This is a genomic window from Methylobacterium sp. JK268, from assembly GCF_054052225.1.
Genome location: NZ_JBSVZN010000016.1, coordinates 178,019 through 198,044, shown reverse-complemented (window position 1 = coordinate 198,044; position 20,026 = coordinate 178,019). Strand labels below are relative to the sequence as shown.

Here is a 20,026-nt window from a genome sequence, read left to right as displayed (position 1 = left end):
ACGCTCGCCCGCTTCTGCCGGGACAACCACGTCACCCTCGTCGCCCTGGAGGCCACCGGCGGCTACGAACAGCAGCCCTTCCGCCTGCTCTGGGCGGACGGCCTGCCCTGCGCCCTCCTCAACCCCCGCCAGGTGCGGCGCTTCGCCGAGGCCATGGGCATCCTCGAGAAGACCGACCAGATCGATGCCGGCGTCATCGCGCGCTTCGCCGAGGTGCGCCGGATCAAACCCCGGCCGCCGGCCAGCCCGGCTCAGGAGCGGCTCAGCGCCCTGGTCACGCGCCTGCATCAACTGGTCGAGGCGCGCACCGTCCAGACCAACCAGGGCCGCCTCGTCACCGAGCCGCAGGTGCGCACCTCGGTCGCCGAGATGGTCGAGCTGATCAACCGCCAGATCGCCGCGTTGGAGGAGGCGATCACCGCCCAGCTCAAGGCCGATCCGCTCTGGGTTGCCCTCGATGCGACCTTCCGCACGATCAAGGGCGTGGCCGACCGCACGATCGCCCGCCTGATGGCCGACCTGCCGGAGATCGGCACCCTCTCGGGCAAAGCCATCGCCAAGCTGGCCGGCTTGGCACCCATCGCCCGCGACAGCGGCCAGAGCAGCGGCCGACGCCCCGTGCGCGGCGGACGGGCCGACGTGCGCGCCATCCTGTTCGTGGTCACCAGCTGCGTGCGGCGCTTCGATCCCGACTTCATCGCCTTCGACCAACGGTTGCGCCAAGCCGGAAAGCCCCCAAAGGTCATCCGCATCGCTCTCGCCCACAAGCTGCTCGTGCGCCTCAACGCCAAGGCCCGTGATGTCCGCGCCCAACTCGCCGCCCAGACTTGACACGCCAGACAGTCGCTCACCTTCAGGCCGATCGCTGCGCGATCGGTGCGCCGCCTCGTCTCGCCCCCTCCAAGGGGGCTCGACCCTCTCCCCGCACGCGGGGAGAGGGCATGCGCACCACCCGAAGTGTGGATCCGCAAGCCTCTGCGGGGGAGGGTGCCCCGCGGCGAGTGCGAAGCACTCGTGCCGGGGCGGGAGAGGGGAACCACGCTTCCGGAAAGGTCCGAAGCGTGGTGACAGGAGCCACCGGGATCAGAGTCGCCCTGCCCCTCTCGGCGGGACTTGGTCCCGCTGCGCTCACTCCGTTCGCCACCCTCCCCCGCAGCGGGAGGAGGGTTGTCCGGCGCCTGGATCTCCAGAGCGGCGCGTCGCCCCGGCCGACCCTCCCGCTTCGCTGTCAAGCCCCGCTCGGCTGCCAACATCCTGTCCACCGCCGTGTCCCCTCCACCCTCCCCGCTCTTGACATCGACCCATGCCGTCCTGGGCCGCCTGGGATAATGATTCGCGGCAATTCGGGAAGACGCCGCGCCACCAGAACCTTGCGCCGGGAAAACCTGTGCGCGGCCCGTGAGTCGCAGACCGGATCAACCCTGCGTTAACCACGCTGGCAACGCTTCTTGTTGCGAAGCTTCACCAGGCGGGCGTACCTTCTCGTTGTCGCGCTTCGGCACGGGGCGCGATCCCCGCTCACAGCAAGTCACGATTCGCGCACCGGGCCCTCGCGGCGCCGCGCGGTGAGTCGTGCCGCGCGGCCGGGCCCGCCCGACCGGCGTCTCCGAGGATGTCCAAAGCCCTGTCGCTTAAGGAAAACGAGAGTTCTTGTTGATAGAAACGTGGGATAGGCGGGGAAGTGGCCGAGGGTAGTTGACTCTTGGTTGCCCGCCAGTGCCGACATGGTTCGAACTGGGACATGTCGGGGGTTGCGTATCGGCGTACGGGCCCCGGCGGGCATCCGCCGGCGGTCCGAGAGAGGACCCATCAATGCGTGTGGATGGCGGCTTGGCGGAAGGGGTGGAACCCGGCAGGAGCGGTGGTGGTGGCGACGTTGCGGCCGCGTGGCAGCGGGTGAAGCGGCGTCTGCGGGCCGAGCTCGGCGAGGACGTCTTCGCGAGCTGGTTCGCCCGGCTCGAATTGCAGGAAGTCTCGGGCGGCACCGCCCGGCTCACCGTCCCGACCCGCTTCCTCAAGAGCTGGATCGAATCCCATTACCTCGACCGCGTGCTGGCCACCTTCCGCAGCGAGGCGGACGGCATCGGCGGCATCGAGGTCGGCGTGCGCGGGCCGATGGCCCCGACCCGTCCGGTCGTCGCCGGGATCGCCCCGGCGGCTCCCAAGGTCCCGGCCCCGCCCCGCCCGACCGCCACCGCGCCGGCGAGCATCGAGATGCCCGAGCCCGATCGCACGCTCCGCGCCGAAGGCGGCGACCTCAGCGGCGCGCCGCTCGACGCGCGCCTGACGTTCCAGACTTTCGTGGTCGGGCGGTCGAACGCGCTCGCCCACGCCGCCGCCGAGCGGATCGCTTCCCATGACGGGAGCGGGCCGGTCTACAATCCGCTCTACTTCCACGCGGGCGTCGGGCTGGGCAAGACGCACCTCCTGCACGCGATCGGGCACGCCGCCAAGGAGGCCGGCCGGCGGGTGATCTACCTCACCGCCGACCGCTTCATGTACGGCTTCGTCAACGCCCTGAAGACCCAGAACGCGCTCGCCTTCAAGGAGCGCCTGCGCGCCATCGACGTGCTGATCCTGGACGACGTGCAGTTCATCCAGGGCCGCTCGATCCAAGCCGAGTTCGGCCACACCCTCAACGCACTCATCGATGCCGGCCGCCAGGTCGTCGCGGCCGCCGACCGGCCGCCGACGGAACTGGAGAGCCTCGACGAGCGGGTGCGCTCGCGGCTCGCGGGCGGGCTGGTGGTCGAGATCGGCAACCTCGACGAGACCCTGCGCGCCACGATCCTGCAGGCGCGCCTGGAGGCAGTCCGGGCCACCCATCCGGGTTTCGAGGTGAGCCCGGCCGTGGCCGAGTACGTCGCCAAGGCGATCACCGCCAACGGCCGCGACCTCGAAGGGGCGGTGAACCGGCTGCTGGCCCACGCGACGCTGACCGGCGCGCCGGTGACGCTCGAGACCGCCGAGACGGCGATCCGCGACCTCGTGAAGAACCGCGAGCCGAAGCGGGTCAAGATCGAGGACATTCAGAAGCTGGTGGCGAGCCGCTACAATGTTTCGCGCTCGGACATCCTCTCGGAGCGGCGCACCGCCGCCGTGGTCAAGCCGCGCCAGATCGCCATGTACCTGTCCAAGGTGCTGACCCTGCGCTCGCTGCCCGAGATCGGCCGCCGCTTCGGCGGGCGCGACCACACCACGGTGCTGCACGCGGTGCGCAAGATCGAGAAGGCGATCGGCGAGGATTCGGCGCTCTGCGACGAGGTCGAGCTCCTCAAGCGCATGCTGCAGGACTGACGCCCGCACCCCACCCCCGCATTCCGCGCCGCCGGGCCCCGGCTTGCCATCGGGACCCGGCTTCGCCAATGTTTCGACCCCGTGCGGGGCACGGGTAGCTGCGGTGCCGGCCCCGCGGGGCCGCGAGTTTGTGAGACGGCGGACCACCCCCATGAGAGTGACAGTCGAGCGCGCGGCCCTCCTTCGGTCGCTCGGCCACGTGCACCGCGTCGTCGAGCGGCGCAACACGATCCCGATCCTGGCGAACGTGCTGCTGCGCTCCAGCGCCGACGGCCTGCAACTGCGGGCGACCGACCTCGACATCGAGGTGACCGAGACGATCCCGGCGGACATCGTCGACGGTGGCGCCACAACGGTGCCGGCCCACGTCCTCTACGACATCGTGCGCAAGCTGCCGGACGGCGCCCAGGTCTCCCTGGAGACCACCGGCGAGACCGGCCAGATGCAGATCCGCTCGGGCCGCTCGCGCTTCATGCTGGGCGCCCTGCCGGAGGGCGATTTCCCCGACCTCGCGGCGGGCGAACTGCCGCACCGCTTCCAGCTCCAGGCCGCGGAGCTGAAGCGGCTGATCGACAAGACGCAGTTCGCGATCTCCACCGAGGAGACGCGCTACTACCTGAACGGCATCTTCTTCCACGCCATCGACACGGAGGGCGGGCCGAAGCTGCGCGCCGTCGCCACGGACGGGCACCGCCTCGCCCGCGTCGAGATGCCGGCGCCGGAGGGCAGCGAGGGCATGCCGGGCATCATCGTGCCCCGCAAGGCCGTGGCGGAGATCCAGAAGCTCGTCGAGGATGGCGGCGAGAGCGTCGGGGTCGAACTCTCCCCCGCCAAGGTCCGCTTCACCTTCTCGACCGGCGTCACGCTGATCTCGAAGCTCATCGACGGCACCTTCCCGGATTACCAGCGGGTGATCCCGACCGGAAACGACAAGTTCCTGACCGTCGAGCGCGACACCTTCGCCAAGGCGGTCGACCGCGTCTCGACGATCTCGTCGGAGCGCGGCCGCGCCGTGAAGCTCGCGGTGGCGGGGGGGCGGGTGTCGCTCTCGGTCAACAACCCGGATTCGGGCAGCGCCATCGAGGAGCTCGACGCGGATTACGACGCGACGCCCCTCGATATCGGCTTCAACGCCCGCTACCTCCTCGACATCACGGCCCAGCTCGACGGCGACACCGCCCTGTTCAAGCTCGCCGATCCGGGCTCCCCGACCCTGATCCAGGACAAGGAGGGCGCGCCGGCGCTCTACGTGCTGATGCCGATGCGGGTGTGAGCGGAGCGAGCCGGTCATGCCGCACGCGGTGATCCTCGATCCGTCGTCCGAGCAGATCCTGGGTGATCTCGTCCGCAGCGGCCGGTACGGCTCCGAGACGGAGGCGGTGAGCGAGGCGCTGCGCCTCCTCGGCCGACGCGAGGCCCGTCTCGCGGGTCTGCGGCAGGCTTGGAAGCATGGCGTCGACAGCGGGGATTATCGCCCTGCCAACGAACTGCTCGATGCCTTGGAGGACAGGTACGCCGCTCCGGTCCTGCCCGAGACGTGAGACGCGTCGTCGTCTCGGCCCGGGCGAGGGCCGACTTGCGGGAGATCGGCGACATTATCGCCCGCGACGACCCGGCGGCAGCCCGGCGTTTCGTCGCCCGCCTGCGGCAGCGCTGCCTGTCGCTCGCCGCGCATCGCTTTCGCGGTCGTGCGGTCCCGGGCATCGCGCCGGATGTCAGGGTCACCGTTCCGGGCCGCCACCTCATCCTCTACCGCGTCCTCGACGACGCCGTGGCGATCGATCGCGTCGTTCACGAGGCCCGGGACCTTGCCACCGGGCCGCAAGAGGATTGATTGGGTGGCGCAACATCATGGCCGCCCCAGACCCCTTCCGCGTCACGCGCCTCATCGCCCGCGACTTCCGCAACCACGTCAGCCTCGACCTCGGGGTGGGCCGGCCCTTCGTCGCGCTCGTGGGCGAGAACGGCGCGGGCAAGACCAACATCCTGGAGGCCCTCTCGCTCTTCGCGCCAGGCCGGGGCCTGCGCCGGGCGGAGTTCCCCACCATGGCCCGGGAGGACGGGCCGGGGGGGTTCGCGGTCTCGCTCAGCCTGGAGGGGCCGCACGGCGAGCACCGGGTCGGCACCGCCTGGGAGCCGCCGCAGGGGCGCGAGGAGCGCGGCAGCCGACTGTGCCGCATCGACGGCGCCGGCGCCCCCTCGCCCACCGCCTTCGCCGAGCACCTGCGGGTGGTGTGGCTCACCCCCGACCTCGACGCGCTGTTCCGCGGCCCGGCCGGCGAGCGGCGGCGCTTCCTCGACCGGCTGGTGCTCGCCGTCGATGCCGGCCACGGCGCCCGGGTGAGCGCCCTGGAACGGGCCCTGCGCTCCCGCAACCGCCTGCTGGAGGAGCGGCCCGACGACGGGCCCTGGCTCGACGCGATCGAGCGCGAGGTGGCGGAGCTGTCGATCGCCGTGGCGCTCGCCCGCCGCGAGACGGTGGAGCGTCTCGACCAACTCATCCTCGCCACCCGCGACGAGGCCTCTCCCTTCCCCTGGGCGGGCGTGCGCCTCGAAGGCGACATCGACGACCTGGTGGCGGTCTGGGCCGCGGTCGACGCGGAGGACCGCTTCCGCGCCCTCCTGCGCCAGAACCGCTTCCGCGATCGCGCGGCGGGCCGCACCCTCGCCGGCCCGCAGGCCTCGGACCTCGTGGTGCGCCACGGCCCCAAGGACGTGCCGGCCGCCACCGCCTCGACGGGGGAGCAGAAGGCCCTGCTGATCGGGCTCGTGCTCGCCCATGCGCGGCTGGTGGCGGGGATGAGCGGCCTGCCGCCCCTGGTGCTCCTCGACGAGGTCGCGGCCCATCTCGACCCCCGCCGCCGGGCCGGGCTGTTCGACGCGTTGGAGGCGCTGCCGGGGCAGGTCTGGATGACGGGGGCGGACCCGACGCTGTTCGCGGAACTGGGCACCCGCGGCGACGTGGTCGCGGTGGCGGACGGGCGGGTGGCGGCGGGCTGAGCGGGACCCGTCACGTCACGGGCGCACCGGCCTCCGCCCGGTTCTCCACCAGGGCCGTCACCCGTCCCTCCCGTAGGTGCAGCACGCGGTCGGCGGCGTCGAAGTAGCGGTCGTCGTGGCTGACCACCACCAGGGTCCGGCCCTGGCGGCGCAGCTCCGGCAGCAGCGATGTGTAGAAGTCTCGGCGGAAGCTCGGGTCCTGCTCTGCGGCCCACTCGTCGAGGACCAGCACCGGCCGCCCCTCCAGGGCCGCCTGGACCAGGGCCAGGCGCTTGCGTTGCCCGGTCGAGAGCGCAGTGGTCGAGAAGCGCCCCTCCGTGATCGCGACCTTCTGGGCGAGGCCGAGCCGGTCGAGGAGGGCGGGCGCCCCGTCGAGGCTGCGCCCGTCGGGCAGGATCACGTCCTCGAACAGATAGTAGTCGAAGAAGATCGCCGAGAAGTGCTGGCGGTAGGCGTCGCGGGTCGCCGCCGTGACCGGCACGCCGTCGACCCGGATCTCGCCCGAAGAGGGCGGGTAGAGGCCGAGCAGCAGCTTGATCAGCGTCGTCTTGCCCGAGCCGTTCTCGCCGACCACGAACAGGATCTCGCCGGCCCGCAGCGTGAGGTCGATCGGCCCGACCGCGAAGCCCGGCGCCCCGTCCGCTCCCGGGAAAGCGTAGGTGACGCCGCTGAGGGCGATCTCGGCCGGGGCTGCTCCCGCCGGTCCCGGCGGCGCGGCCAGCAGGTCCGGCTCGGCCGCCTCGGCCTCCGCCGCGAACTCGGCGATCCGGCGGTAGGCGACCTGGGCCTCCGTGAAGGTCGGGACGTACTGGATCAGCTGGGAGACCGGCCCGGTCACGTAGATCACCACCAGGATGAAGCCCGACATCTGCGCGGTCTCGTCCGTCGCCCAGGCATAGGCCATCAGCGTGCCGAACAGGACGCATTGCGAGGCCTGGTGCAGAGCCCCGCCGGTGCGGACGACGCCGGCGATGCGCAGGCGCAGGCGGCGCGCGGTCTCGATCGCGCCGCCGAGCGCGACGTCGCGCAGGTGGAACCGGCGCTCCCGGCCGAGGCGCAGTTCCCGCGCGCCCTCGGTGAGCGCGAGGTAGTGCTGCTGCGCCACCTCCCGGTTCGCGCGCGATTCGGCGAAGAGCCGCCGCATGTCGCGGCGGACCCGGTTGTGGAGCAGGGCTTCGAGCCCGAGCAGGCAGGCCGTGACGGCGAAGAGCGGGGCGGAGACGCCGATCATGTAGGCGACGCAGCCGATCAGCGTGCCGAGCGCCGCCACCGCTGCCGACAGCCCGGTGATCGCGCCCGACACGCTGGAGACGTCGCTGCGCAGCGAGGCGAGGACCTTCGACTTCCCCATCGCCTCGATCCGGGCGATCGGGGCGGCCAGGATGCGGTCGACGAGATCGCGGGTCAGGGCGGCCTCGATCCGCCCGCTCGCCAGCGCGTTGCCCACGCCCGCCGCCAGGGTGCCCAGCACGCTCAGCACCGAGAGGCCGAGGAAGCCGAGCACGAAGTCCTGCGAGAGGGCGCGGTGGCCCGCGAAGACCTCGTTGACCCGGGCCAGCACCGCCACGGTCGCGAGCCCACTCGCCGCGCTGAGCGCCATGGCGCCCGCCACGAGCATCCACACCGGCCGCAGGACGCGCAGAGCGTCGTGGCCGAAATGGCTGAGGGGATCGGAGGTCACGCGCACGATCACGCTCCCGGTTCGGCGCCGGGGACTGCCCCGCGGCGGCGGATGAGGTATAGGTGATTCCCGGTTTGTTCGCGGGGGTTCCGCCGCGGCCCTTCGCGCCGTTGCGGCGGGGCGGCCCGCGCTCTAGGGAGCGTCTCCCCTGCGCCGAGACCAGTTCCCAGGGGGCGCGATGCCGCGCCGCCGTGTATGGTCGCGGCCCGACCTCCCGCTCCGCCCCTCGACGTTCCAGACGAAGCCGCCCGATGACCTCACGCCTCGACGAGGCCCGCGCCGCCCTCCGACAGACCTTCGGCTACGAGGATTTCCGGCCGGGCCAGGCGGAAGTGATCGGCGCCGTTCTCGACGGGCGCGACGTGCTCGCCGTGATGCCGACGGGCTCCGGCAAGTCGATGACCTACCAGCTCCCGGCGCTGGTCGAGCGCTCGCTCACGGTGGTGGTCTCGCCGCTGATCGCGCTGATGCACGACCAGGTGCAGCAGATGCGCGGCTTCGGGGTCGCCGCCGCCACGCTCAACTCGTCGGTCGACGAGGCGAGCGCCAAGGCGGCCTGGCGCCAGATCCGGGCCGGCGACCTCAGGCTCCTGTTCGTGTCGCCCGAGCGCCTGCTGATGGAGGGCCTGATCGAGGCGCTCCAGAGCGCGGGCGTGCGGCGGCTGGCCGTCGACGAGGCGCATTGCGTCTCGCAGTGGGGCCACGATTTCCGTCCCGAGTACCGCGACCTCGCCCGCGCCCGCGAGGCGCTCGGCGGCGTGCAGATGGTGGCGCTCACCGCCACCGCCGATACGGCGACCCGCGCCGACATCACCGAGCGGCTCTTTCCCGCGGGCCGCAAGCCCGAGGTCTTCGTCCACTCCTTCGACCGGCCGAACATCCGCCTGACCTTCGCGCCCAAGGAGCACGCCACCCGCCAGATCAGCCGCTTCCTGCGCCCGCGGCGGCAGGAGAGCGGCATCGTCTACTGCTCCTCGCGCAAGCGCACCGAGCAGCTCGCCCAGATGCTGCAGGAGGAGGGTGCGCGCGCCCTGCCCTACCATGCCGGCCTCGACCAGGGCACGCGGATGCGCAACCAGGACGCCTTCCTGCAGGAGGACGGGATCGTCATGGTGGCGACCGTCGCCTTCGGCATGGGCATCAACAAGCCCGACGTGCGCTTCGTCTGCCACGCCGACATGCCCTCGAACGTCGAGGGCTACTACCAGGAGATCGGCCGCGCCGGGCGCGACGGGCTGCCGGCCGACACCCTCACCCTCTACGGCCTCGACGACATGGCGCTGCGCCGCCGCCAGATCGAGGAGAAGGACATCCCGGACGAGCGCCGCCGGGTCGAGCGGCGCAAGCTGGAGGCGATGATCGCGCTCTGCGAGGGCGCCACCTGCCGCCGCCAGTCGCTGCTCGCCTATTTCGGCGAGGCGAGCGGCCCCTGCGGGCGCTGCGACCTCTGCCGGGGCGGCGTGACCCTGGTCGACGGCACGGTGGCGGCCCAGAAGGTGCTCTCGGCGATCGTGCGCACCGGCCAGCGCTTCGGCGCGGCCTACGTCTGCGACCTCGTCCACGGCAAGGAGACCGATCAGAACCGCCGCAACGGCCACACCCGGATCAAGACCTTCGGGGTCGGGTCCGACAAGCCGGTGGCGGCCTGGCGCTCGATCCTGCGTCAGCTCTTCGCGGCCGGCGCCGTCGCCGAGAACCAGGACGGCTATGGCGGCCTGTCGATGACCGAGAAGGGCGAGGCGATCCTGTTCGGGCGCGAGACCGTGCAGCTGCGGCCCGACCCCGAGCCGAAGGCGCCCAAGGAGCGCCGCGCCCGCGGGGCCGAGCGCGACGACACGCTCGGCCTCTCGGAGGAGGACGAGGCGCTGTTCCAGCACCTGCGCGGCCTGCGCGCGACGCTCGCCCGCCAGGAGGGCGTGGCCGCCTACATGATCTTCCCCGACCGCACCCTGGTCGAGATGGCGCGCGCCAAGCCCGTGGACCTCTGGGCGCTGCGCTCGGTGCACGGCGTCGGTGAGCGCAAACGCGAGGCCTACGGCGAGGCCTTCGTCGGCGCGATCGCCGATTTCCTGGCCGACGCGGCCAAGCGCGCGGGCTGAGCGGGCGTCATCCGGCCGTGCCGCCGGGGAGAATCGACCATCACTCCCCAACGATAGCGGTCCTTCATTGTAATCATTACAATTACTAATCTAGCGGCGGCCACGATTTCCGCGTTGACACTGCGCCGATCATTCGCTTGATGGGCCGCAATCAACGGTCGTGCCCGCACGCTTCCTTGCGTCAGGGGCGCGCGAGGCGGGGTGTCGGCAGCATGGCGAAGGAGCGGCGCGCGAGGCAGGCCCGCGTGGAGCGGGCGGGCTGCGGGATGGCCGCGCGGGCGGATTCCTGAGATGCCGCGCCTGCGCCCGATCCTGTTCCAGCTCCACTGGTTCCTCGGCCTGACCGCCGGCCTCGTCCTGATGCTCTGCGGCGTCACCGGGGCGCTCCTCACCTTCGAGGACGAGATCGTCGCCGCCGTCAGTCCCGGCATCGTCACGGTGACGCCGCGCGAGGCGCCGCGGCTCACGCCGGACGCCATCCTCGCCCGCGTGGAGGAGCAGGCACCCGGCCGGCGCGTGGCGCTGCTGGCGCTGGCGGGCGATCCCGGCCGGGCCGTCCGTCTCCGCCTCGCCCCGCAGCCGGGACACGGCCGCGAGCCGGAGGTCTACGCCGACCCGTACGACGGGCGCCTGCTCGGGCCGGGACGCGGCGCCGCGGCCTTCCAGACCATCCTGCACCTGCACCGCTGGCTGCTGATCCCCGGCGAGGGCGACGGCTGGGGCCGCACGCTCACCGGGGCGAGCCTGCTGGCGCTCGTGTACCTCACCCTCTCCGGCCTCTACCTGCGCTGGCCCAAGCGCGCCGGCGACTGGCGGATCTGGCTGAAGCCGGCCCTCACTCGGCGCGGCCGGCCGCTCTACTGGTCGCTGCACGCGGTGGCGGGCACCTGGGTCCTGGTGATCTACCTGATGGTCGCCCTCACGGGCCTGTGGTGGTCCTACGGCTGGTACCGCGACGGGGTCACGCGGCTCCTCACCGGCCGGGCGCCGCAGGCCGAGACCGCGCCCAAGCGCCGGCCCGACGACTCGCAGCCCGCCATTCCCCTCGACCCGGCCTTCGCGGCCTTCGCGGCGGCGACCGACGGTCGATACGCCGAGGCGGTCCTGACGCCCGGCCGCGGCGGCGGGCCGATCCGCATCCGGGCCGTGATGGCGGATGCGCCGCATTTCCAGGCCCGCGACGAGTGGCGCTTCCGGCCGGACGGGACGCTGATCGCCGTCGACCGCTACGGCGAGCGGAGGCTCGGCGCGCGGCTCGCCGGCAGCATTCTCGCCCTGCACGAGGGCCGCTTCTTCGGATGGCCCGGGACGCTGGTGGCCTTCCTCGCGGCCCTGGCCATGCCGCTCTTCGGCGTCACCGGCCTGCTGCTCTATCTCGGCCGGCGCCGGAGCCGGCGGCGGGCGGAGATGGCGCACACGGGTGCGCTGCCGCAGCGGGGGTGAGGGAGTGACGGACGGGCGCCGCATCCCATGAGCCGGACTCTCTCGCCTGCGGTTGGTGATCGCCTTGATCTGCCAGGAGTCGGCGTCTCAACTGTTCGCCAAGTGCGCGTCGGACGGCTAGGAACGATGATCGCACGGATCCGAACAGTCGACGGTCGTTCCCTCTACCTGAAGCAGGGCACCGGAGAGGCCCGAGAGGATCTGAAGGCTGAGACAAACCGGCTGGAGTGGTTGCGAGGACGCCTACCGGTGCCGGTCGTCCATCGCCTGCCACCGGGCGAGGATGGAGCTTTGCGCATCGTCCTCGACGCTTTGCCGGGTCGACCGTGCCATCATGCCCGCCTGCGCGAGTGTCGGCGGGTCGAGATCTTGGCCGAGGCGCTGCGAGCCGTCCACGCCCTTCCGACGGCGGAGTGCCCGTTCAGGGCCACGCTGGATCGTGAACTGGCCGAAGCGGAGTGACGCGTCAGGCACGGCCAGCTCGACGTTCCCGGCTTCGTGCGTGCAACGGAGGGCATCGCGCCGGCCGAAGCGCTGGAGTGGCTACAGGCCGGCGCGGATGCGATACGGGAGACGGTCTTCACTCACGGCGATTACTGCCTTCCCAACGTCATGATCCAGGGTGGCCGGCTTTCGGGGCTGCTGGACTGGGGCAACGCCGGTCTCGCTGACCCGCACCGGGACTTCATGGCGGTGATCGAAAGCATCGCGTTCAATCTCGGTCCAAATTGGGTCGGTCGCTTTTTCGGCGCATATGGCAGTCCGGGACCAGACCCGGAGCGCATCCGGTACTACAGAATACTCGATAAATTCTTTGAATTTTACAAACCGTCGGAGTCTCCACAGGGAGAAATCGCGACGGCAGTCACCGATTGCAGGTCGACGTCATGCGGACGTGGTTCGAGATCGTCAGGGCGGGTGCGGCCGCTGCCTGGTTCTTGAGCTCCGCCTTTCCCCGTGCGTGCGCGGTGACGCTGGCAGCCATGCTCGCTCTCCGCCAGCGGCCGGCATCATCGTTCGGATGAGCGACCGGCGCGATGCCGCGCTCCCCCCGGTGGAAGGCACGAACGCCCGTGTTGCCATCCGGTCCCGCGAGGCATCGAGCGCTTCGCACGCGCAGCAGGTCCGCCTCCGGGGGTGCCGCATGATCCGCAACGACATCGCCATCACGCCCGACCTGGTGCCCCAGCGCGGGTGACGCGGAAAACCGGAACGATCGCGGGTCAGCCCGCCGCCGGCTCGCCCGCGGGCGGGTCGGCCGGCGAGCGGCCGCGATCCCGGGGCCGGCGGGCGGGGCGCCGGGGCGGCCCGGCGGGCGGCGGCGCCGTCGATTGCCGCGCCACGAGTTCAGTCGGCAGCACGATCCGGTGCGTCGGTGGCTCGATGCCCGCGATCATCGCCAAGAGCAGGTTCACCGCCGCCCGCGCCATCTCGCGCATCGGCTGCCGGATCGTGGTCAGCGTCGGGTGGAGCTGGCCGGCGAGCGGCGTGTCGTCGAAGCCCATCACCGACAGGTCGTCGGGCACCCGCAGGCCCGCCTCCCGGGCGGCGGCCACCGCGCCGGCCGCGCTGACGTCGTTGGCCGCGAAGATCGCGGTGGGCGGCTGGGGCCGCGCCAGAAGCTGCCGTGCCGCCTCGAAGCCGCCCTTCTGCAGGAAGTTGCCCTCGGCGATCGGCGCCTCCTCCTCGGAGAGGCCGAGTTGCTCGCGCATGTCCTGGAAGGCGCGCAGCCGCTCGCGGGCGGAGGCGAGCCGCCCGTTGCCGGTGATGAAGGCGATCCGCCGGTGGCCGAGATCGGCGAGGTGGCGCATGGCGGCCCGCGCGCCCTCGTAATTGTCGGCGATCACGGTCGGGAAGGGCGAGGACGCGCCCTGGTCGATGGTCACGATCGGCACCGAGGCGCTGGTGAGCGTCGCGAGGTAGTCGGACTCGAAGGGCAGGACGACGATGACGCCGTCGGCGAACTGCTTGAGCAGTTCCAGCACGTCGCCCGGCGGCCGGCGGTCCGCGTCGACCAGCGAGTAGACGAGCATCTCGTACCCGGCGGCCCGGCCGGCGCTGCCGATCCCCAGAACGATCTCGCTCGTGTAGAGGGAGTGGAGCTGCGCGACGACGCCGAGCGTCCGCGTGCGCCCCCCCGACAGGCGCTGGGCCGCGCGGTTGACCGCGTAGCCGAGATCGTCCGCGATGCGCTGGATCTCCTCGCGCTTCTGCGCCGAGACGCCCGGCCGGTTGTTCAGGGCCCGCGAGACCGTCATCTGGGACACGCCGGCGATCCGCGCCACCTCCGCCAGCGTCGGTGTGTCGTTCTTCTGCGCCATCCTGCCCGATGCCCGATCCCGCCCCGCGGCGAGGCCGCCAGGATACGGGGATGGCCGGCCGGCGGTAAAGTCCGCGTTGACGTCATGAGGACGTTAGCGCTAACGTTACACATCCCGGCACAGAACGAGATGATCGGGGGAGGATCGCATGGTGGGCAAGGGGGTGGGCCGTCTCGGCGTGCGCGTCGCATGCGCGGCGATCCTGGCATCCGCGGCGAGCCAGGTCCGGGCGGAGGGTGTGCGGACGATCACCTCCTGGGACCTCCAGACGCGGCCGCTGGCGGTCAAGGCGATCCGCAACGCGGCGGACCGCTTCGAGAAGGCCCATCCGGGCTACCGGGTCGAGGACACCCACGTCCTCAACGAGGCCTACAAGACCAAGCTCAAGATCGCGCTCGGGGCGAAGGACCCGCCCTGCCTGTTCACGACCTGGGGCGGCGGGCCGCTGCGGGAATACGTGAAGGCCGGTCAGGTCGTCGACCTGACGCCCGCTCTCGAGCGCGACCCGGCCTTCCGCGACAGGTTCCTGCCGAACAGCTTCGCGGCGACGACCCACGAGGGCCGCGTCTACGGCATCCCCGCCGAGAACACCGCCCTCGCGGTGATCTTCTACAACAAGGCCCTGTTCGCCGAGCACGGGATCACGCCTCCCCGTACCTTCGACGACATGATGGCGGTGATCGAGACCCTGAAGGCCAAGGGCATCGCGCCCTTCGCGCTGGCCAACAAGAGCAAGTGGCCGGGCCTGATGTTCTACGGCTACCTCGTCGACCGGATCGGCGGGCCGGAGGTCTTCGCCCGGGCGGTGCAGCGCCGGGAGGGCGGCTCGTTCACGGACCCGGCCTTCGTGCGCGCGGGGGCGGTCCTGCAGGACCTCGTGCGGGCCGGCGCGTTCCAGAAGGGCTTCAACGGCCTCGACTGGGACATCGGCGGGGCCCGGCGCCTGCTCTATTCCGGCAAGGCCGCGATGGAGCTGATGGGCAACTGGGAGGCCTCGAACATCGCGGGCGAGAACCCGGCCTTCGCGAAATCGCTCGGGTCCTTCCCGTTCCCGGCTGTGCCCGGCGGCAAGGGGGATCCGGGCAACCTGCTCGGCACGCTCGGCGACAATTTCGTCTCCGTGACGACCGCCTGCCCCGAGCGCGAGGCGGCGATCGCGCTGGCCAAGACCCTGACGGACGATGCGTCCGCGGCCGACCGGCTCGCCGACCGCCGGGCCATGCCGCTGAAGGGGCTCAAGATCGACGACCCCCTCCTCGCCGAGATGATGGATCTCGCCGCGAAGGCGCCGAGCCTGCAGCTCTGGTGGGATCAGGAGATGCCGCCGAGCCTCGGCGAGAAGGTCAAGGACATCGTCCAGGCGCTGCTCGGCCTGTCGATCACGCCCGAGGACGCCGCCCGGCAGCTCGAAGCCGCCGCCAAGGCGACCCCCTGAGCGCGATGCCGTCGCGCCGGCGGGGTGGCCCGCGCCGGCCCCGCTCCCCTTTCGCCCGCAGGCTCCGGAAAGGAGGCCGACCGTGACCCTCGCCGCCGTCGCTCCGCCCGCGCGCTCCGCCTGCAGGGTCCGCGCGGCACCGGCCGCCCTGGCGCCCGTCGTCTTCCTGGCGCCGGCGCTGCTCGTGCTCGGCCTCTACCTGCTCTACCCGCTGGTCGAGAGCTTTCGCCTCTCCTTCCTGGACTGGAACGGCATCGGCGAGCAGGGCCGCTCGGCCGGGCTCGCCAACTGGCGCGCCCTCCTGCACGATCCGCTCTTCTGGCGCACCGCGCTGAACAACCTCGTCCTCGCCGGGCTCTCGGTGCTGATCCAGCTGCCGGTGGCGCTCGTGCTGGCGGTGCTGCTCGACCGCGCCGGGCGCCGCGGCCGCCTCCTCAAGATCCTGTACTTCCTGCCTCTGCTGATGTCCTCGGCGTCCCTCGGCGTGCTGTTCAAGAACTTCTACGATCCGAATTTCGGACCCCTGAACGCGCTGCTCGACGCGGCCGGGCTCGGATTCCTCGCGCAGGACTGGCTGGGCGACACCCGCCTCGCCCTCGGCGCGGTGATCGCGGTGGTCTGCTGGCAGAACATCCCCTTCTACATGGTGCTGTTCCTGGCCTCCCTGGCCTCGTTCCCCGAGGAGATCGCGGAGGCCGCGCGGCTCGACGGGGCGAGCGAGGCCGCCATCGTCTGGCACATCAAGCTGCCGCACCTGCGCGGGGCGCTGCGCACCGGCGCACTGCTCGCGATCATCGGATCCCTGCGCTACTTCGACCTCGTCTACGTGATGACCGGCGGCGGTCCGGAGAACGCCTCGGAGCTCATGGCGACCTACATGTACCGGACCGTCTTCTCGTCGTTCCAGCTCGGCTACGGCTCGACGATCGCCTCGGCGATGTTCCTGATCATCGGCGCGGTGGCGGCGCTCTCGCTCCTCGTCTCGCGCCGCTTCGCGACGGAGGCCTGAGCCGTGAGCCCCCGTCCCTCCCCGCTCGGGCGCCTCGTCCTGCCCCTCCTCGCCCTCGCCTGGCTCGGCGTCACAACCCTGCCCTTCGGCTTCGCGGTGCTCACCAGCCTGAAGACCGCCGAGGAGACCAACACCGCGCCGGCCTGGGCGCTGCCGGCCGGCCTCAACCTCGCGAACTACGCTGCGGCCCTGTCGGGCGGCTTCCTCACCTACCTGCGCAACAGCCTCCTGGTGGTGTCGCTCTCGGTGGCGCTGATCCTTGTCATCGCCTCGATGGCCGCCTTCGCGCTGGCGCGGCTGCGGCTGCGCCTCGAAGGAGCGCTCCTCGGCCTGATCGTCGCCGGGATGATCGTCCCGGTCCACGTGACGCTGGTCCCCGTCTACCTGCTGACGCGCGATCTCGGCCTCTACGACACGCCCCTCGCGCTGATCGGCCCCTACGTGGCGACCTCGCTGCCGGTCTCGGTCGTCATCCTGACCGAGTTCATGCGCCAGATCCCCAGGGAACTGGAGGAGGCCGCCCGCATGGACGGCTGCGGCCCCTTCGGGATCTACCTGCGCGTCGTGCTGCCCCTCTCGGGCCCCGGTCTCGCGACGGTGGCGATCTACGACGCGATCGCCCTCTGGAACGAGTTCATCTTCGCCTACGTGCTGACCTCCTCGCCGCGCAACCGCACGCTGCCGCTCGCGGTCTGGGACTTCCAGAGCCAGTACAGCGCGGACATCCCGTCGGTGCTGGCGGTCGTCACGCTGACCTCGCTGCCCCTGATCGCCGTCTACGCCGTCGGTCAGGAGCGCATCATCAAGGGAATGATGGCCGGCTCCCTCAAGGGCTGACCGGACCGATTCCTTCTTCCCCTCCCACGCGAGCCGACCCGATGCCCCATCCCTACCGCAACGCCGCCCTCGGCGTGGAAGCCCGCGTGGCCGACCTCCTCGGCCGGACGACCCTCGACGAGAAGATCGCCCAGCTCCACGCCTTCTGGCTGTTCCTCTCCGAGGACGGCGCGCACGAGGTCCGCCGCAGCGACTTCATCCAGGGCAGCGATCCCGCCGAGGTGCGCAGCCTCCTCGCCCACGGCCTGGGCCAGATCACGCGTCCCCTCGGCAGCCGCCCGGTCGAACCGGTGCTGGGCGTGCGCGCCCTCAACCGCCTGCAGAAGCACCTCGTGGAGGAGACGCGGCTCGGCATCCCGGTCCTCTCGCACGAGGAATGCCTGTCGGGGCTGATGGCCCGCGGAGCGACGCTGTTCCCCTCCGCCCTCGCTTTCGGGGCGACCTGGAACCCCGACCTCGTCGAGGCGGTCGGCCGGGCGATCGGTGCGGAGGCGCGCTCGGTCGGCTGCCGGCAGGGCCTGGCGCCCGTGCTTGACGTGGCGCGCGACGCCCGCTGGGGTCGCACCGAGGAGTGTTTCGGGGAGGATCCCTACCATGTCGGGATCATGGGCACGCGCTACGTCCGCGGCCTCCAGGGCGAGGCCCGCGACCTCCTGGCGACGCTCAAGCACTTCGCCGGCCACTCCTTCTCGGAGGGCGCGCGCAACCACGCGCCGGTCCATCTCGGCTGGCGCGAGCTCAACGACGTCTTCCTGCTGCCCTTCGAGATGGCGGTGAAACTCGGCAATGCCGGCTCGGTGATGCCGGCCTACCACGACATCGACAACGAGGCCTGCCACGCCTCGCGCCACCTCCTCACCGCGGTGCTGCGCGATGATTGGGGCTTCGACGGGATCGTGGTGGCGGATTACGTCGGCGTCAGCCTCCTCTACCGGCACCACGGCCTGGCGGCCGATCCGGCGGAGGCGGCGGCGCTGGCCTTCGGGGCCGGGCTCGACGTCGAACTGCCGGGCGAGGATTGCGCCGCGCAGCTGCACAGGGCGCTGGAGCGCGGCCTCATCGACCTGGAGACGCTGGACGCGGCGGTCGCGCGCGTGCTGACCGAGAAGGTGCGGATCGGCCTGTTCGAGCAACCCTACGCGGACGAGGGGGCGATCCGGCTGCGCGCGCCCGAGACCGTGGCGCTCGCCCGCGAGGTGGCGCAGCAGGCGGTGACGATCCTCGACAACAACGGGGTGCTGCCCCTACGGCGGGATGCCCGGGTGGCGCTGATCGGCCCGACCGCCGACGATCCGCTGGCGCTCCTGGGGGATTACTCCTTCCCGGTCCACCTCATCGTCAGCGACATGGCGGACGACACCGATGCCGTGGTGACGCCCCGCGCCGCCTTCGCGGCGGCCTTCGGCGCGGAGAACCTCGCCTACGCCCAGGGCTGCCCCATCCTGGAGGAGCGCCGCTTCGGCGCGCCGGTCTTCCCCGGCGACGTCGACGATGCCACGAGCCTCGATCAGGCCTCCGAACTCTCCACCCGCCTCGACCTCATCCCGGAGGCGGTCGCGGCGGCGCGGGCGGCGGACGTGGCCGTGATCTGCCTCGGCGACCTCTCGGGCATCTTCCAGACCGGTACCGTGGGCGAGGGCTCCGACGTGGACACCCTCGCCCTGCCGGGGGTGCAGCAGCAGCTCCTGCAGGCGGTGGTCGAGACGGGCACGCCGGTCGTTGCCGTGCTGATCTCGGGCCGCCCCTACAATCTGGGCGGCCTGGAGGACCGCCTCGCCGCGCAGGTGATGGCCTTCTTCGGCGGCCAGGAGGGCGGCACCGCGCTGGTGGACGTGCTCACCGGCGCGGCCGAGCCGTCGGGACGGCTGACGCTGTCGGTGCCGCGCTCGGCCGGCGCCAGCCCGTACTTCTACAACCACAAATTCAAGAGCTCGGGAACGCCGATCGCCCGCCACTTCGGCAGCCGCTACCCGTTCGGCCACGGCCTGTCCTACACCCGGTTCGCCTTCGAGGACCTCTCGCTCGGCGCCGGGCCGGTGCCGGTGGCGGACGGGGAGATCGCGGTCTCCTTCACGGTGCGCAACCTCGGCGACCGCGCCGGCGTGGCGGTGCCGCAGCTCTACGTCCGCGACGTGCTGGCCTCGGTGGTGCGGCCGGTGAAGGAGCTGAAGGCCTTCGGACGGGTCGAGGTGGCACCCGGCGAGGCGCGCCGCGTGACCTTCCTCGTGCCCACCGACATGCTGTCCTTCACCGGCCCCGACAACACCCGCATCGTCCAGCCCGGCGCCTTCGAGGTGATGGTCGGGAAGTCGAGCGCCGACATCCGCCTCAAGGGCGTGGTCGACCTGACGGGCGAGACGCAGCGCCTGGGCCGGGCGTGGCGCATGGAGAGCCGCTGCGTCATCGCGGCGGCGTGAGGATCGCGGGGAGCGACGGGGGAGCCATGGCATCGATCGACCTGAGGCGCGTGCGCAAGACCTCCGGGGCGAACGTCACCATCCCGGGGCTCGACCTCGCGATCCATATCGGCTTCGCGCTGCGGATGAACGTCGTCACCGGCGCGGCTGCCGAGGCGCGCGGTGCCCGAACCATCGGCATCCGCGCGGAGCACCTCGCCCTGTCGCCCCGCGCCGGGGAACCGCGCGGCGTGGCCGGGATTAGCGAGCATCTCGGTTCGGACGCCGTCGTGCATGTCCGGCTGCCGAACGGCGCGCCGGTGACGGCCCGCGCGCCGGGCGACCTGCGAATCGGCAACGGTGAGCCCGTCTGCCTCACCCCCGACGCGGCGCGCATCCACCGTTTCGACGGGGCGGGGGCGGCGTTGCGCTGACGGCGCGGGAGAGGACCCGCCGCGAGTTGCCATCCGGTCCCGCGAGGCATTAAGCGCTTCGCACGCGCAGCAGG

Annotated in this window: 15 protein-coding genes and 1 pseudogene; 14 read left to right on the top strand and 2 right to left on the bottom strand. The window is 71.8% G+C overall.

The genetic code is table 11. From position 1 onward, the window contains the following. The 6 genes from ACW9J6_RS19320 to recF form a co-directional block, all read left to right on the top strand. The coding region (locus ACW9J6_RS19320) for an IS110 family RNA-guided transposase (protein ID WP_457115101.1) at positions 1-831 on the top strand (831 nt) is incomplete at its 5' end. A 981-nt stretch (positions 832-1,812) separates the two neighbouring features. Then, entirely contained in the window at positions 1,813-3,297 is a 1,485-nt protein-coding gene (dnaA, locus tag ACW9J6_RS19315; RefSeq protein ID WP_457118126.1) for a chromosomal replication initiator protein DnaA, read from the top strand. Positions 3,298-3,448: 151 nt separating this feature from the next. Then, positions 3,449-4,570, top strand: a complete 1,122-nt coding sequence (dnaN, locus tag ACW9J6_RS19310; protein WP_457118125.1) for a DNA polymerase III subunit beta — start codon at positions 3,449-3,451, stop codon at positions 4,568-4,570. A 16-nt stretch (positions 4,571-4,586) separates the two neighbouring features. Beyond that, a complete protein-coding gene (locus ACW9J6_RS19305; protein ID WP_457118124.1) occupies positions 4,587-4,838 on the top strand; it encodes a ribbon-helix-helix domain-containing protein in 252 nt (83 codons plus the stop codon). After that, positions 4,835-5,131: a type II toxin-antitoxin system RelE/ParE family toxin gene (locus ACW9J6_RS19300; RefSeq protein ID WP_457118123.1), complete on the top strand. Its 297-nt coding sequence runs from the start codon at positions 4,835-4,837 to the stop codon at positions 5,129-5,131. The genes ACW9J6_RS19305 and ACW9J6_RS19300 overlap by 4 nt, the downstream gene beginning before the upstream one ends. Before the next feature lie 17 nt (positions 5,132-5,148). Further along, positions 5,149-6,297: a DNA replication/repair protein RecF gene (gene recF / locus ACW9J6_RS19295; RefSeq protein WP_457118122.1), complete on the top strand. Its 1,149-nt coding sequence runs from the start codon at positions 5,149-5,151 to the stop codon at positions 6,295-6,297. Positions 6,298-6,307: 10 nt separating this feature from the next. On the opposite strand, the gene ACW9J6_RS19290 is transcribed toward recF, so the two are convergent. Continuing rightward, entirely contained in the window at positions 6,308-7,984 is a 1,677-nt protein-coding gene (locus tag ACW9J6_RS19290) for a cyclic peptide export ABC transporter (RefSeq protein ID WP_457118121.1), read from the bottom strand. A 245-nt stretch (positions 7,985-8,229) separates the two neighbouring features. Here ACW9J6_RS19290 and recQ point away from each other — a divergent pair, with 245 nt between their 5' ends. The 3 genes and pseudogenes from recQ (at position 8,230) to ACW9J6_RS19275 (ending at position 12,462) form a co-directional block, all read left to right on the top strand. Beyond that, complete coding sequence (gene recQ / locus ACW9J6_RS19285; protein WP_457118120.1) at positions 8,230-10,077, top strand: DNA helicase RecQ; 1,848 nt, start codon at positions 8,230-8,232, stop codon at positions 10,075-10,077. A 291-nt stretch (positions 10,078-10,368) separates the two neighbouring features. After that, complete coding sequence (locus ACW9J6_RS19280; RefSeq protein ID WP_457118119.1) at positions 10,369-11,520, top strand: PepSY-associated TM helix domain-containing protein; 1,152 nt, start codon at positions 10,369-10,371, stop codon at positions 11,518-11,520. Positions 11,521-11,547: 27 nt separating this feature from the next. After that, positions 11,548-12,462 (top strand): annotated as a pseudogene (locus ACW9J6_RS19275) (APH(3') family aminoglycoside O-phosphotransferase). Positions 12,463-12,743: 281 nt separating this feature from the next. Here the strand turns inward: ACW9J6_RS19275 and ACW9J6_RS19270 are convergent. Then, on the bottom strand, positions 12,744-13,841 hold the full coding sequence (locus tag ACW9J6_RS19270) for a LacI family DNA-binding transcriptional regulator (protein ID WP_457118118.1): 1,098 nt from the start codon (positions 13,839-13,841) through the stop codon (positions 12,744-12,746). 148 nt (positions 13,842-13,989) lie between these two features. On the opposite strand from ACW9J6_RS19270, the gene ACW9J6_RS19265 reads away from it, so the two are divergent. From ACW9J6_RS19265 to ACW9J6_RS19245, 5 genes are all read left to right on the top strand, one after another. Then, complete coding sequence (locus ACW9J6_RS19265) at positions 13,990-15,276, top strand: extracellular solute-binding protein (RefSeq protein WP_457118117.1); 1,287 nt, start codon at positions 13,990-13,992, stop codon at positions 15,274-15,276. 82 nt (positions 15,277-15,358) lie between these two features. After that, a complete protein-coding gene (locus tag ACW9J6_RS19260) occupies positions 15,359-16,285 on the top strand; it encodes a carbohydrate ABC transporter permease (RefSeq protein WP_457118116.1) in 927 nt (308 codons plus the stop codon). A 3-nt stretch (positions 16,286-16,288) separates the two neighbouring features. Further along, the gene (locus ACW9J6_RS19255) at positions 16,289-17,122 is read left to right on the top strand and encodes a carbohydrate ABC transporter permease (protein ID WP_457118115.1); all 834 of its coding nucleotides are present in this window, start codon (positions 16,289-16,291) and stop codon (positions 17,120-17,122) included. Positions 17,123-17,163: 41 nt separating this feature from the next. Beyond that, a complete protein-coding gene (locus ACW9J6_RS19250) occupies positions 17,164-19,539 on the top strand; it encodes a glycoside hydrolase family 3 N-terminal domain-containing protein (protein WP_457118114.1) in 2,376 nt (791 codons plus the stop codon). A 26-nt stretch (positions 19,540-19,565) separates the two neighbouring features. Continuing rightward, positions 19,566-19,952, top strand: coding sequence for a TOBE domain-containing protein (locus tag ACW9J6_RS19245; RefSeq protein WP_457118113.1), 387 nt, complete (start codon positions 19,566-19,568; stop codon positions 19,950-19,952). Positions 19,953-20,026 lie beyond the last annotated feature (74 nt).

Coding starts and splice junctions, on each gene's coding strand:
- dnaA (WP_457118126.1), top strand. CDS start 1,813: ATGCGTGTGGATGGCGGCTTGGCGGAAGGGGTGGAACCCGGCAGGAGC.
- dnaN (WP_457118125.1), top strand. CDS start 3,449: ATGAGAGTGACAGTCGAGCGCGCGGCCCTCCTTCGGTCGCTCGGCCAC.
- ACW9J6_RS19305 (WP_457118124.1), top strand. CDS start 4,587: ATGCCGCACGCGGTGATCCTCGATCCGTCGTCCGAGCAGATCCTGGGT.
- recF (WP_457118122.1), top strand. CDS start 5,149: ATGGCCGCCCCAGACCCCTTCCGCGTCACGCGCCTCATCGCCCGCGAC.
- recQ (WP_457118120.1), top strand. CDS start 8,230: ATGACCTCACGCCTCGACGAGGCCCGCGCCGCCCTCCGACAGACCTTC.
- ACW9J6_RS19280 (WP_457118119.1), top strand. CDS start 10,369: ATGCCGCGCCTGCGCCCGATCCTGTTCCAGCTCCACTGGTTCCTCGGC.
- ACW9J6_RS19270 (WP_457118118.1), bottom strand. CDS start 13,841: ATGGCGCAGAAGAACGACACACCGACGCTGGCGGAGGTGGCGCGGATC.
- ACW9J6_RS19265 (WP_457118117.1), top strand. CDS start 13,990: ATGGTGGGCAAGGGGGTGGGCCGTCTCGGCGTGCGCGTCGCATGCGCG.
- ACW9J6_RS19250 (WP_457118114.1), top strand. CDS start 17,164: ATGCCCCATCCCTACCGCAACGCCGCCCTCGGCGTGGAAGCCCGCGTG.
- ACW9J6_RS19245 (WP_457118113.1), top strand. CDS start 19,566: ATGGCATCGATCGACCTGAGGCGCGTGCGCAAGACCTCCGGGGCGAAC.